The organism is Actinoplanes sp. NPDC026619, from assembly GCF_040638295.1.
In the GTDB taxonomy this organism is placed as follows: Bacteria; Actinomycetota; Actinomycetes; order Mycobacteriales; family Micromonosporaceae; genus Actinoplanes.
In genome coordinates, this window is the sequence record NZ_JBEZYA010000057.1 from 16,840 (window position 1) to 30,370 (window position 13,531).

Consider the following 13,531-nt stretch of genomic DNA (forward strand, 5'->3'; position numbering starts at 1 on the left):
CTAGCGGTGGCCGGCGAACCGCCAGGGCTGCCAGTTATCCGCGCCCGCCAGGTAGGACTCCCTGGTGAAGCCCGGGGCGTCGGCCGGGTCGAGCTGCGGACGGTTCTCGTTGATCGCTGCGCCCGGCCCGGTGTTGCGGTACTCGAAGAACCGCGCCTCCTGCCAGGGGAAACCGCTCATCTCGGTCCACGGCACGGCGGCGATCTGCGGGCCGAGGTAGGAGTCGCGGATGACCACCTGGGCGAGGGCGCGCACGTCGCCGCCCGGGTGCCACGGCCGGCCCAGGTGGACACTGCCGTCGGCGGCGTCGCTGGTGAACCGGCTGTGCGTGAACAGGAAGCCGTACGGGTTGTCGTCGCTGGTGCTGGCGGCGGTGGTCCAGCCGTTGTTGGCCGGCGCGCCCCGGTCGCTGGAGAAGATCTCGCAGCCGTCGAAGACCGCGGTCCCCCGGCCGTAGATGAAGTCGACGTCACCCTCGATGTAGCAGTCGTGCAGGTAGGCGCGGCTCACCTGGTCGCGGTTGGGGCTGTCCGCCTTGTAGGTGTCCTGATCGGCGACGAAGCGGGTGTGGTCGAAGATCGCCCGGTCGCCCACCGTGCGGACGGCGAGGGCCTGACTCGGCGCCACCGTCTCGTCGTAGGAGTTGGCCAGCGTCAGATTGCGTACCGTCACGTCGTTGCCGAGGGTGGTGAACGTCGGGCTGCCGGCCGAGCCGTACGTGCCGCCGTAGAACTTCGTGCCGCCGGCCGGGAGGTCGTAGGTGATCACCACGTCTGCCGGGCTGCGGCCGGCGCCGACGACGGCCACCCCGGCCATGTCCTCCCAGACCCGGACGACCTCGCGGTAGACGCCCGGCTTGACCAGGATGATGCGGGGATGCGCGCCCAGCGCGCCCATCAGACTGCCGTAGTCGCCGCTGCCGTCCAGCGCCACCGTGACCACACCGGCCTGCGGCCGCTGCCGAACAGGCTGGGGCCCGGCTCCGGCACGGACGATCGCCGGCACCTGGTCGGCCGGATCCATGGTGTACGGGTAGAAAGCGGCCGGGTCGAAGGCGGCGCCGGCCGTGTCCCGCCGGCCGCTCGAGCCATTGAACACGTTGCCGGTCTGCACCAGTTCCGAGGTGGCGTCCTTGGCCACCAGCGGATCGTTCACGTGGTCGAACCAGCTGTTCTGGACGACCACCTTGGCCGCGTTGCGACTCATCGTGCCGTACTGGCCGATGTCCTGAAGGTAGTTGTTGTAGAGGTGCGCGGCGGCCGCGTTGTCGATGCTCCAGTTGCGCTGGAACGTGTTGCGGATCCAGTTGTGGTGCGCCGTGATGTGGGTGATCACGTTCGTGGTCCAGCCCAGGCCGAGCGCCTTGTTGGTGTCGGCGATGACGTTCCAGGACATGGTCACGAAGTCGCTGTCCTTGCGGGTGTCGATCGCGCCGTCACCGACCCGCTCGATCCGGTTGTGATCGATCCAGATGTGGTGCGACGTGTCGATCCGGATGCCGTCGTTGTCGTTGGTCGACTCCTTGCCGTCCCAGTCCCCCGGCACGTAGGAGTCGCGGATGGTCAGGTTGCGCACGATCACGTTGTGCTGCTGGTTGATGTAGAGACCGCCGCCGACGAGCTCCGCGCCCGGCCCGGCGCCGATGATGGTCTTGTCCGAGCCGACCTTGATCATGTCGCCGAACGGGGCCACGACGATCGACCCGCGCAGCCGGATGACCAGCGGCTCGGTCGCGGCGGCGTACGCCTTCAGGTCGTCCAGGCCGGTCGCCACCACCACCCGGCCGCCCTCACCGCCGGTGGTGGTGGCGAGTCCGTCGCCGGCGACCGCCGCGAACCCGTCGACGGGTGCGGCGAGCCGATGGGCGGTGTCACCGGCGGTGGCCGGCGTGGCGGGCAGGACAGTGGTGGCAGCGGCGACCGCGACCACGAGCAGGCGTGCCTGGAACATCACATTCCCTCTCCGGCTGGACGGACGTTTCACGACGGCACCGAGGCGCCGTATTCGAGTGCGCCGATGTCGGGGGCGCCGTGGTAGAGGGTCGCGCCGGCGAAGTCGACGCCGCCGTTGCCGCTGATGGCCAGGCCGGTGTCGATGGCCGGCGAGCCGGCGGTCAGCGCGAAGGCCAGCGCGGTCTTGAGCTGCGGTCCGCTCGTCGCGGTGCCGTACGGGCCGGTCACTCCCGGGTTGACGAACTTCGGATCGCCCGTCTTCGCGCCGGTGTCGGTCGCCGGGACCGTCAGCGTGCCCGCGTAGAGGTTGTTCTGATAGGTGATCGTGCTGCTGGTCGTCAGGACGGCGTTCGCCTTGGTGGACGCGTAGACGTTGTTGCGGATCGTGTACTTCGCGGCCAGCGAGGAGCCATAGCCGTACGTGAGATAGCCGCTGACGTTGTTGTAGACCGTGTTGTGGTAGATGTCGGCGGTGGCGGCCTTGTCCGAATGCAGGTAGATCGGATAGCGGGTGTTGCTCTTGAGCACGTTGTACCGCACGGTCACGCTGCCGAAGACGAACTGGCAGAGCAGGATGCCGTCGCCGTTGTCGTGCACGAAGTTGTACTGCACGACGATGTTGGTGGTGCCCTTGTCCGGGTCGATGCCGTTGTAGTCGGCGCCACCCGCCTTCTGCGTCGTGCCGTACACCTCGTTCTTGGCGATCGTGACGTTGTCGGCGAAGTACGCCTCGATGCCCGAGGTGCCGGCCTTGTACACGGTGTTTCCGGTGATCTGCGCACCGCGCACGTCGGTGAGGTAGATGCCGTTGCAGCCGTACGCGGTGCCGGCCTGCGAGATGTAGTTGTTCTTGAGCACCACGTTGGTGTGCGGGCTGAACTTCGTGTCGGTCGCCGACGTCCGGCTGCCCCAGCCGGTCGCGGTCGCGCCGGTGGCGTCGCCGGTGTACTGCTTGACGACGATTCCGGCGAACGACGTGTCGGAGATCGTGGAGTTCTGCACCGAAAGATCGTTGAGGATGGTCGGCGTGCTGCCCGGGGCGGTGATCGAGGTGACGGTGGTGTCGAAGACGATGCCGCCGGTCTTCTTCGAGCCGTCCCAGCCGGTCTTGAAGGTGACGCCCGGCTGATTGTCGGCGGTGCCGGACCACACCTGTCCCGCCTTCAGCAGGATCTGGTCGCCCGCCTTGAACGTCGTCACGGTGAGCTTGCCCAGCGACTTCCAGGGCGCCGCCGAGCTGGTGCCGGCGTTGGCGTCGCTGCCGCCGGTGGCGTCCAGGTAGTAGGTCACCCCGGTGGTGGCGGCCGCCGCGAATCCGTGTGCGGTCAGCCCGGCTGCCGCGGTCGCGACCAGGGTGAGCGACAGCGACAGGATGCGCCGCCGGAGACCTGTCCTCCGCGCCATGGTCCGTCCTCCTCGGTACGAGTGGCGGCCGGGGGCGCCGGATCGGCGCCCCCGGTGGTGGAAAGGTCAGAGCGGGTTCCAGCCGTCCGTGCCGGCGAGGTACTTCTGCGGGGTGTAATTCGCGGCCTGCGCGTCGGTCAGCTGCTTGCGGTTGCTGTTGACGGTGGCGCCCGAACCGGTGTTCTTGTATTCGTAGAACCGGGCGTTCTGCCAGGTGTTGGTGGACATGTTGATCCACGGCTGGGCGGTGGCGATGGTCGCGCTCAGCGACGACTCGCGATAGACGACCTGCGCGCCCTGACCCCACGGCCGGCCGAGCTGAGTGGTGTTGTTCGTGGCGCCGGTGATGGTCGACTGGTAGATCAGGAAGCCGTACGTCTGGGTCGCCGGGGTGTTCGCCGCGGTGATCGGGCCCCCGGTCGTCCGCTTCTCATAGATCTTGCAGCTGTCGAAGACCGCCTGGCCGTTGCCGTAGATGAAGTCGACGGTGCCCTCGATGTAGGAGGCCTTGATGTACGCCCGGGCGCTGTTGTAGATCAGCAACGTGTCCTGGTCAGCGCGCATGTAGGCGTTCTTGATGACCGCCTTGTCGCCGTAGAGGGCCAGCGCGAGCGCCTGCGACGAGCCGTTCGCGGCCTCGTCGTAGTCGTTGGTGAACGTCAGGTTGGTGGCCTGGAACTCCTTGGCCTGCACGTAGACCGTGGCCGAACCGGTGGTGCCGGCCGTCGACGCGGGCTTGTTGTTGACGATCACCGTCTTCGACGCGTCGGCGCCGAGGCCCTGGAACGTGATGTACGGCTTGTTCGACGGGATGACCACGCTCTCCCGGTACGTGCCGGCCTTGATCGTGATGGTCGTGCGGCTCGTGCTGTTGGTGGCGACGGCGTTCACCGCGGCCTGCACGGTCTTGTACGTGGCGGTGCCGTCGGCGGCGACCGTCAGGGTGGTGGCCGCTTCGGAGGACAGTGCGGCGATGCCGAGGAAGGTTGCCGGGACGGCCACGAGGACGGTGAGGCCGAGCGTCATTCTTCGCGACTTACGCAAAACGACTCCCTGGTCGAGATGGGAACGGGGGATCAGGATGATCAGTACGGCGCGGTGGCGGGCCAGACGATCGAGCTGGTGGGGATCGAGTCGTCGAGCTTCTGGAAGTCGGCCGCCGGGACGATCGCCTGGCTGTTCAGCGAGCGGGCGATCAACCGGGCGACCTGGATTCCGCCGTACGCCTGGAAATGGGTGTTGTCGGTGATGCCGTCGGGGTAGTTCGCGTACTTCCCGGCCGGCAGGACCATGAAGTAGTTCTTGGTGCCCTCGACGCCCTGGGCGTTCCACAGCCGGGTGCTGGAGCCGGTCAGGTCGATCAGCGGCACGCTCTTGGCCGCGGCGAGCTCGGTCATCGCCGCCGGATAGAGACCGTGGCTGGGCGTGATGACGCCGGCGCTGTTGAAGTGGCGCCGCTCGACCGGCGTGATCAGGACCGGCTTCGCGCCCTTGGCCCGTGCCTTGTCGATGTACTGCGACAGGTACGACTTGTAGGTGGTCGACGGTTCCGTGTAGCGGGTGGGGTCGTCGATCTTCTCGTCGTTGTGCCCGAACGAGATAAGCAGATAATCGCCGCTCTTGATCAGGCCCAGGATGTGGTCGAGCCGGCCCAGGTCGATGAAGCTCTTGGAACTGGCGCCGGACTTGGCAACGTTCACCACCACCGCGTTGGAATTGAAAAAGACCGGAAGAGCCTGACCCCAGCCGGTACGGGGTGACTGGCTGGTGGTGTAGGTCGACGCGGTCGAGTCGCCGGCCACGTAGATGTGCACCGGGGTGGCGGCATAGGCCTCGGTGGCGGAGTGGCTCCACCCGGCGACCAGCAGGACGCCCAGGGACACCGCGGCGGCGCCCAGCACACCCCATCTTCGACTGCTCACGATCGTGCTCCTCTCGTCGGCTTCACCCGGTAGATGCCTATCGATGCCTTTCGATAACAAAAAGTCGCGGACCGGCGCCGGCCGCCACGAGTCCCGGGACGGCCCGGGCCGGGTCGATGCGGGTGTGCAGGACCGGGGTCCAGCCGACGTCGGAGCTCAGGTCCGGGTCGTTCGCGGCGTTGTAGGCGGCGAGAACGTCGACCGGCCGGCCGTTGACCAGGGTGCCGCTCTCGTGGATCGCGGTGCCGCTGGAGACCCAGATGATGGTGGCGGCGGTGAACGGCGCCTGCAGCTGGAAGGCGTTGTTCTCGGCGTACAGCTTCGATTCGATGCCGACGCCCCACGAGTACAGGTAGCCCGAGTCCGCAGTGGAGCGGTACAGGTTGTTGTAGACGTGCACCTGGCCGAACCGCACCCGCGGGCCACGCTGGACGAGGTTGGTGATCTCGCTGTGGTGCATGGTGACGCGGATCTTGCCGCGGTCGGCGATGACGGTGTCGCCGTTGCCCCACAGCATGCCCTTGTCGTGCCCGGCGAACCTGCTCCAGGAGATGGTGACCAGGTCGCTCTGCCGGGCGATGTCGAGCAGGCCGTCGTGCCGCAGCAGGTGCTGGCCGAAGATCAGCGGCTCGGCCGCGTCCGGGTGGTCGCCGTCGTCGATGCTCACGTGGTCGATCCAGGCGTGCGACGTGTGGCTCAGCGCCAGGTTGTCCCACTCGGTCTTCCAGGCGTCGCCGTTCCAGCCCGGGAAGCAGGTGTACGCGTCGTGCAGCGCCAGGTTGCGCACGATGACGTTCTGCACCGACTCCAGCTCGAGCTGCGCCCCGGAGATGGCCGAGTGCGGCAGACCCACGATGGTGGTGTTCGACCCGACCAGGACCTTGACGCTCCGGCCCTGGTTGGCGTTGGACGCTTTGCGGGCGTCTTCGAGGGGCCCCGTCGGCGCTCCGGTCCAGACCGCGGGGTCGTACGTCTTGAGGTAGGCGTCGAAGTCCCAGCCGGGTGCGGCGTAGTCGGCGCAGTCCAGCGGGTTGCCGGCCGCGTCGACGTTGGCGTTGAACCGGCCCGCGACGTAGACGATCTTCGGCTCGTCACCGGCCACGGCCGCGGCCAGCTCGTTGCGGTCGTGGACGACGAAGACGTGGTCGGCGGCCGCGGCCGACCCGCCGGTGACGCCACCCTCGGCCGATCCCCAGCCGTCCCGGGGGCCGAGCACCTCACGGCCGATGTCGTGGGGCGGCCCGGCGGCCTGCGCCGGGGTGGATGCGATCGAGCCGGTCACGGTGAGGACCGTCGCGATGAGGGCACGCAGAAGCCGGCTTCGCGCCATCGGCGGAGCCTCACTTTCGGATACGGAGTGGGGGCCGTACTTTGTTACAGACTATTACTAATCGATGTCCAGGAAGTCAAGGACATCGATGGATGAGCTTCCGGGCGGCTATCCTGCACACCCGGCGATCACGAGGAGGGCGGCCATGCGCGCTGAGCCGGCGGTGTTACGCCTCGGGGATCGAACGGTCGCCGAGTACGCGTGGCGCCCCGACCTGCCCGGCACCATGTCACCGCGCCCCTACCTGCACCCGGTGCGGACCATGGCCGGCACCGTGGTCACCGCGCTGCGGCCGACCTCGCACCTGCACCACCTCGGCGCGAGCATCGCGGTGGCGGACATCGACGGCCACAACTTCTGGGGCAGCCGCACGTTCGTCGAGGGTCACGGGCCGGCCTGGCTGCACAACCACGGCACGCAGGAGCACGTCCGCTGGGCGCGGCGCACGCCGACTCAGCTGCGGCATTCGCTGCGGTGGATGACGGTCGATCGTGAGCAGTTGCTGACCGAGCGGCGCACCTGGTCGGCCCGGCCGATCGACGCCGACGTCTGGGCGCTCACCTGCGAGTTCGCCCTGACCAACAGCACCGGGCGAGCCCTGCGGATCCAGAGCCCGGCCGCGGTCGGCCGGGCCGGGGCGGGCTTCGGCGGGTTCTTCTGGCGGGCGCCCACCGGGCCGGGCGGGTGCCGGGTCTCGGCCGACTCCGGCGACACCACCGAGGCCGTCAACGGCTCCCGATCCGCCTGGATCGCGGTGTCCGCACCACGGTGGACCCTGGTCTTCATCGCCGCGTCCCCGCCGACCCGCGACGACCCGTGGTTCCTGCGCACCCGCGACTACATCGGCGTGGGCTCGTCGCTGTCCTGGGACTCCCCGCTGATGCTCCCGCCGGCCGGCACCCTGGCCCGCCGCATCACCGTCGCCGTGGCCGACGGCCTGCTGCCGCGGGACCGGGCCGCCGCGCTCGCCGCCGAGCTCGCCACGTGACCATGCCCGCTCGCCGTGCCGGGGCCGGCTTCATGGCGCCGGCCCGGCAGGAGAACGTCCGCGCCCACAACCTCGGCCTCATCCTGCAGCACATCGCCGCGGATGCCGCCCCGGTCTCCCGCATCGAGTTGGCCCGCGCCACCGGCCTGGCCCGGCCCACCGTCTCCCGCCTGGTCGACGACCTCCTGACCGGCGGCCTGATCACCGAGGTCGGCCCGGACCGCACACGCAGCACCGGCCGCCCGCCGATCGGCCTGACGCTGTCCCGGACCGGACCGGCCGGGCTCGGCCTGGACATGCGCACGGGCAGTCTGACCGCCTGCGTCGTCGACTTCGCCGGAACGGTGCGCCACCTCGAGTTCGCCCCGCGCACCCACCCGGTGACGTCGCCGGAGCAGACCATCGATGACCTGGCCGCGATCGCCAAGGCCGCCATCCGCACCGCCGCCGCGCAGGGTCTCACCGTCGCCGGCGTCACCCTCGCCGTCCCCGGCCCGGTGCAGGACCGCAGCCGGGTCCGCTTCGCGCCCGCCATCGGGTGGCGGGACTTCGACGCCGGGTCCCGGCTGCGCGCCGCGCTCGGCTCCGATGCGGTAACCGTCTCGGTCGACAACGAGGCCGGCCTGGCCGCCCTGGCCGAGTGGCACGCGAGCGAGAAGGAGCTGCGTAACTTCGTGTGCCTCTTCGGCGACTTCGAGCTGGGCGCGGGCATCGTGCTGGACGGCGAGTTGCTGCGCGGCGCCCGCGGCTGGAGCGGCGAGCTCGGGCACGTGACGGTGGACCCGGACGGGGTGGCCTGTGCCTGCGGCGCCAAGGGCTGCCTGCAGGGATATGCCGGTCTGGAGGCGATCCTCGCGGCCGTGCCGGACGACGAGCAGAAGTCCGGCGCGACGTCGCACCAGACCCCGGCGGTCACCATCGGGGTGCTGGCCGACCGATCGCCGGAGATCCGCGCCGCCCTCGAGCGGGCCGGCACCGCGCTGGGCATCTCGCTGGCCGCGATGATCAACATCATCGACATCGACACCGTCCTGCTCGACGGCAGCTATTCGCTGCTCGCGACGTGGCTGACCGACGAGATCCAGGCGCAGATCGGCGACCGGGTGCTGACCGCCCGGTGGGCGCCGGTCGAGGTGCGGGCCGCACCGATCGGCCCGGATGCCGCGGTGATCGGCGCCGCCCTAACCGTCATCGACGACGTCCGCCGCGACCCGTCCACCTGGATCACCCGCACCCGGCCCTGACCACCCGGTGAGCACAGCTCCCCTTCCCGCCCCGATCCTGATCACCATGGCACGCCGTCGAAGGTCTGACTTTCGGTCGAGTGCTGGCTTGCTCCGGTGTACCTGCGGACCGATGCGTGGCTCGCGCGCCGATCCCTAAATTCGTCGCCGTGTACAAAAGTCATTTGAGTTCAAGGTTCGTGATCGCCCTGCTGTCGGCCACCGGCGCGGCGCTGGTGGCGGCGTTCGTGCTCGCCCCGGCCGCGCTGCTGGGGAGCAAGGTCGATCTCTCTGGTGCCGTCGGGCGCGCCCTGGTGGAATTCCGGCAGAGCGGCGGACCGCAGCTACCCACCCAGCTGAAAAACCTGGTCGACTACTGGTTCCAGTGGCATGCGATCAAGGTGGTGATCACCTTGTTCATGCTGATGACCTTCGGCCTGCTCGCCGCCGCGCTGTGGCGAAGATATCGCCGCGGCGCGGCCGGCTACGCGGTGGCCGCAGTTGGCGCGAACGTGCTCACCGGTCTCGCGTCGGCCCTGCTGATCCTCAACATTCAGGCGACCGTCGTACCGCTGGTCGCGCTGCTGCCGCTCGCGTCCGGCGACGCGTCGGAGGAGCTACTGGGTCCGGCCGGCTCTCCCGCGGTGACGGTGCTGGTGGGCGAGGTGGGGCGTTACTACTGGGTCATGGTTGCGGAGGCCGGGACGGCATTGGCGGTAGCCGTCCTGATCAGCGCATTGTTGAGGACGCGACGGGTCACCGACGACACGCGGGTCTTTGTAGCGCGACGGGCGACCAGCCTCGTCGCGGGGCTTGCGGCGAGCTTGCTGCTTCTCGTGGTGGTATTCAGCGCGTACTCGGCGCTCGAGCCCGCCGACGCGCTGCGCGGGCTGCTCGGCGTGGGCTGAGAGGTTCTGGTAATTGAGCCCTGCGCACCGCGCGGCTCAACCGACGGCGGTGGTGAAGAGGTGCATGGCGGTCTGGGCGGCGGTCGCGCCCTGGCTGATGTCGGGGAGGGTGAGGTAGCGGACGGTTTTGGCCGGGTCGAGGGCGATCGACGTGTAGTAGAGGCTGACCTTGCGGACCCGCGGGCCGGTCGCGGTGTTGTGATACGCGAGCGAGGTGACGATGGCGCCGGCGGCCGGTGGGCTGTTCGCGTACCAGTCGGTGAAGGTGATGGTGGAGGTCTGGGTGGTGCCGTCGGTGTAGGTGACGGTGGCCGGGCCGGAGGCGGTGCCGCTGACGCCCGTGCCGAGCAGGCCCAGCTTTGTGCCTGAGCCGGTGAGTTCGATGGTCTGCCCGCCCGCGACCACGTTGTCCGCACTGCCCGCGGCCGACTCCGGCCAGGTGAAGGTGAGGCCATCCTGGTGGACGACCCCGCCGGGGGCGATGGCCAGCGCCTGCGCGGAGTAGGAGTAGCCGCCGCCGTCGAGGTTGCCGGCCGCCGGCTGGGCGTCGTCGCTGACCCCCACGTTGCCGTAGGCCGAGGCGAGCGACGGGAACGGCAGCGAGACGGTCTGCACCGCGGAGGCGGTCGCCGGCCCACTGGCGCTGCGGAAGGTGGCGCCGGCCGTGACGTCGTAGGTTCCGGGCCGGTCCGGTGCGGTGAGTGTCCACGATGCCCGCACCGTCCGCCCGGGGGCGACCGAGGAGAAGGTGGCCGGGCCGTCCGGGGCGGCCGTCCAGCCCGCCGGGGCGCTGACCGCGAGGGTGACGCCGGTCAGCGGAACCGGGCCGGGGTTGGGCAGCGTGACCGTGGCGGTGACGGTGCTCCCGGCCGCGGTCAGCGCCGGGACCTCGAGGGAGAACGGCTGCTTGACCACGATCGGGGTGGTGCCGGTGACGCCGTCGACGGTGACCGCGATGGTGGTCACGCCGGCCGAGATCGCGCTGATCCGGCCGGTCGGGCCGACCGCGGCGACGCGCGGGTTGCTGCTGCGATAACTGACCCGGGCCCGGCTGAGGTCGGCGAACGATTCGTCGTTGCGGACCGCCTCGACGACCCGGTCGGCCCGCACGTGCTCGCCGGCCTGGGCGGTGTCGTCGGCGATCCACGGGTTCCGGCCACCGAGTTCCAGCGTGTCGCCCGGGGTGAGCTGGACCCGGTCGGGCTGCACGGTCACGGACGCGATGCGCGGAGTGATCCGGCCGCGGATCCGGACGTCGGCCGAGCCGGCGACGTGGGCGGCATCGGTGGCCACCTGGAACTGATAGCGCCCCTGGTAGACAACCTGCTTGCGCTGCTTCTCGTCGTAGAAGGCGAGGTCGGCGACCGAAATCTGGACGGCGACCTGCTGGCGCTCCCCCGGCTGCAGGACCCGGGTCTTCCGGAAGCCGGCCAGCCGCTTGGCGGGCAGGTCGAGGCCGGCGACGGCGGGCGTGACGGCGTAGATCTGGGCCACGGTGGCGCCGGGCCGCGCACCGGTGTTCGTCACGTCGACGTGGATGGTGATCCGGCCGTCCGGGGTCGTGGACTCACGGTCGGCGCGCACCCTCCCGTACGAAAAAGTGGTGTAGCTCAGCCCGTAGCCGAACGGATAGCTGGGCGTACCGGTGAAGTATTGATAGGTGCGGCCGAGGCCGCCGGTCTGTGCCGGGGTGAGGCCGTAGTTCCGCATGTCGGGCAGCTGGGAGTCGTCCTTCTGCCAGGTGAAGCTCAGGTGCCCGCTGGGGTTCTGCGCGCCGAAGAGGACGCCGGCCAGCGCGGTGCCCTGGCTCTGTCCGTTGTAGGCAGCGAAGACCACCGCCGGGAACTTCTGCTGCGCCTGCTCGATCGCCACCGGCCCGCTCGCCTGCAGCGCCAGCACCGACCGCGGGTTGCCGGCCGCGCCGACCTGGTCGATCAGCGACTGGTAGTTGCCGGGCAGGGCGAGCGTCGCCCGGTCCTTGCTCTCGGTCGCCACGTTGAGGTCGGTGCCGGCGACGACCACGACCAGGTCGGCCGACGGCAGGGCGGCCAGGGTCTGCGGGTCGCAGGCGGCGGGCGTGGTGGCGGTGGTCGAGGTGGCGCAGGCGTCGTAGGTGACGGTCGCCCCCGGCAGCGCGTTCCGGATCCCCTGCACCGCGTTGACCTGCACGGTCGGTTCACCGGAGTAGCCGCCGAGGGTGACCTTGCCGGCCAGGTCGCCGACCACCACGACGTGGTCGAGGCGGGCCGGGTCGGCGGGCAGCAGCGACCCCTCGTTCTTCAGCAGGACCAGTGAGTTCGCCGCTACCCGCTCGGCGAGACGCTGGTGATCCGTACTCTCGATCTGATCTTTCTTGATGGTTGTCCAGGCCACCTCGGCGGGCGGGTCGAACTCGCCGGTGGCCATCCGGGTGGTGAAGACGCGCACGAGCGCGTCGTCGAGCACGCCCTCGCTGAGCACCCCCGCGCCGATCGCCTCAGCGACGTTCGCCAGGGTGTACTCGTCGCCCTTGCAGTTGAGCTGGGTGCCGGCCCGCAACGCCCAGGCCTGCGCGCCGGCCGCGCCGGAGAGCTGCCGCCCGGTTGCCGTGTTCGTCCAGGTCGTCCGGCCGTTCACGGTGGCGGTGGTCCAGCCCGGGGGCGCCCAGTTGTGGCGGTTGGCGGCCCAGATGTCGGTGATGGCGCCGCAGTCCGACGTGGAGTAGCCGGCGAATCCCCAGGTGCGCTCGGCCAGCGTGTTGGCCAGGTAGGTGTCGGCCGGGGCGGGCGTGCCGTTGACCCGGTTGTACGCGGTCATCAGGCCGGACACGTGGGCGTCCTGGATCAGGCTGCGGAACTGCGGCGTGTAGTAGTTGCGGATGTTCGCCTCGGTGGTGTCCGAGCTGCCGGACTGCCGGTCGGCCTCCACATTGTTCAGGGCGAAATGCTTGGCGGTGGCCGCGGTCTTCAGGTACGGCGTCAGCTGCTCACCGGCCCGGCTCTGACCCTGCAAGCCATTGACGTACGCTCCGGCGAGCTTCCCGACCAGCAGCGGATCCTCGCCGAACCCCTCGTCGTTGCGGCCCCAGCGCGGGTCGCGGGCCATGTTGACGGTCGGCGCCCAGTAGCTCAGATTGCCGTACGCGTTCTGGTCCGGCCCGATGTTGTTCTGGCCGACCCCCCACAGCGACTTGTCGAGCAGGCCACGCGCCTCGTCGGCGATGGCGGTGGTCTCCTGGTAGATCAGCTCCGGGTCCCAGGACATCGACGTGGCCAGGTTGGTGGGGAAGCTGGTCGCGTGCACCCCGCCGCCGACGCTGCCGTGCCGGGCGTTGCCGCCGAGCCGGTTGACGCCGTGCTGGCCCTCGTTCCAGTAGGTGTACTGCTGCACGCCGAGCCGGGCGATGGCCGGCGCGCTGTTGGTGTGCAGCTGCGCCACCTTCTCGGCGAGGGTCATCCGGGACACCAGGTCGGCGGCCCGCTCGGCGAAGGTGTAGCGGGTGTCCCGATAGATCGGGGCGACCGGCTCGGCGGCGCGGGCCGGGGCGACCGGGGTGATCCCGGCGGCCAGCAGTCCCGCGACCAGCGCCGCGGCTCGGGTCCTCAGGCGCGCCATCGTGTCCTCCTCGGGCCGGCGTCGCTCGACCGGCCCGGGGCAGTGAGGCCTGTCGATTTCCGGACACGCTATGCGAGCCGCCACATTAGGTCAACTGGTGTAACAAACCTCCGGACGGCTAGGGCGCATCTGACGGATCATCACTGGTTGCGATGATCGATCGTTGTCTCGTCGTGGCTGGTGATTTGACTGATGAGGACTGGCAACGGC

The 13,531-nt window shown here is 69.9% G+C and carries 9 protein-coding genes; 3 read left to right on the top strand and 6 right to left on the bottom strand.

Going from position 1 to position 13,531, the window contains the following annotated elements; genetic code table 11:
- The 5 genes from AB0E90_RS50605 to AB0E90_RS50625 all read right to left on the bottom strand — a co-directional run bounded on the left by AB0E90_RS50605 (position 1) and on the right by AB0E90_RS50625 (position 6,608).
- Positions 1-1,950: a pectinesterase family protein gene (locus tag AB0E90_RS50605; protein WP_360420877.1), complete on the bottom strand. Its 1,950-nt coding sequence runs from the start codon at positions 1,948-1,950 to the stop codon at positions 1-3.
- A 29-nt stretch (positions 1,951-1,979) separates the two neighbouring features.
- Entirely contained in the window at positions 1,980-3,356 is a 1,377-nt protein-coding gene (locus AB0E90_RS50610; RefSeq protein WP_360420879.1) for a right-handed parallel beta-helix repeat-containing protein, read from the bottom strand.
- A 66-nt stretch (positions 3,357-3,422) separates the two neighbouring features.
- On the bottom strand, positions 3,423-4,382 hold the full coding sequence (locus tag AB0E90_RS50615; RefSeq protein ID WP_360420881.1) for a pectinesterase family protein: 960 nt from the start codon (positions 4,380-4,382) through the stop codon (positions 3,423-3,425).
- Positions 4,383-4,441: 59 nt separating this feature from the next.
- Positions 4,442-5,278 (bottom strand): rhamnogalacturonan acetylesterase, encoded by an 837-nt coding sequence (locus tag AB0E90_RS50620; protein ID WP_360420883.1) that lies wholly within the window; start codon positions 5,276-5,278, stop codon positions 4,442-4,444.
- Between the two features lie 37 nt (positions 5,279-5,315).
- A complete protein-coding gene (locus AB0E90_RS50625; protein ID WP_360420885.1) occupies positions 5,316-6,608 on the bottom strand; it encodes a pectate lyase in 1,293 nt (430 codons plus the stop codon).
- A 145-nt stretch (positions 6,609-6,753) separates the two neighbouring features.
- Here AB0E90_RS50625 and AB0E90_RS50630 point away from each other — a divergent pair, with 145 nt between their 5' ends.
- From AB0E90_RS50630 to AB0E90_RS50640, 3 genes are all read left to right on the top strand, one after another.
- Positions 6,754-7,596, top strand: a complete 843-nt coding sequence (locus AB0E90_RS50630) for a PmoA family protein (protein WP_360420887.1) — start codon at positions 6,754-6,756, stop codon at positions 7,594-7,596.
- Between the two features lie 2 nt (positions 7,597-7,598).
- Positions 7,599-8,840, top strand: coding sequence for an ROK family transcriptional regulator (locus tag AB0E90_RS50635; protein ID WP_360420893.1), 1,242 nt, complete (start codon positions 7,599-7,601; stop codon positions 8,838-8,840).
- A gap of 179 nt (positions 8,841-9,019) precedes the next feature.
- On the top strand, positions 9,020-9,727 hold the full coding sequence (locus AB0E90_RS50640) for a hypothetical protein (RefSeq protein WP_360420889.1): 708 nt from the start codon (positions 9,020-9,022) through the stop codon (positions 9,725-9,727).
- Positions 9,728-9,763: 36 nt separating this feature from the next.
- Here AB0E90_RS50640 and AB0E90_RS50645 read toward each other — a convergent pair whose 3' ends face one another.
- Positions 9,764-13,321, bottom strand: a complete 3,558-nt coding sequence (locus AB0E90_RS50645) for a glycoside hydrolase family 3 C-terminal domain-containing protein (RefSeq protein WP_360420891.1) — start codon at positions 13,319-13,321, stop codon at positions 9,764-9,766.
- Positions 13,322-13,531 lie beyond the last annotated feature (210 nt).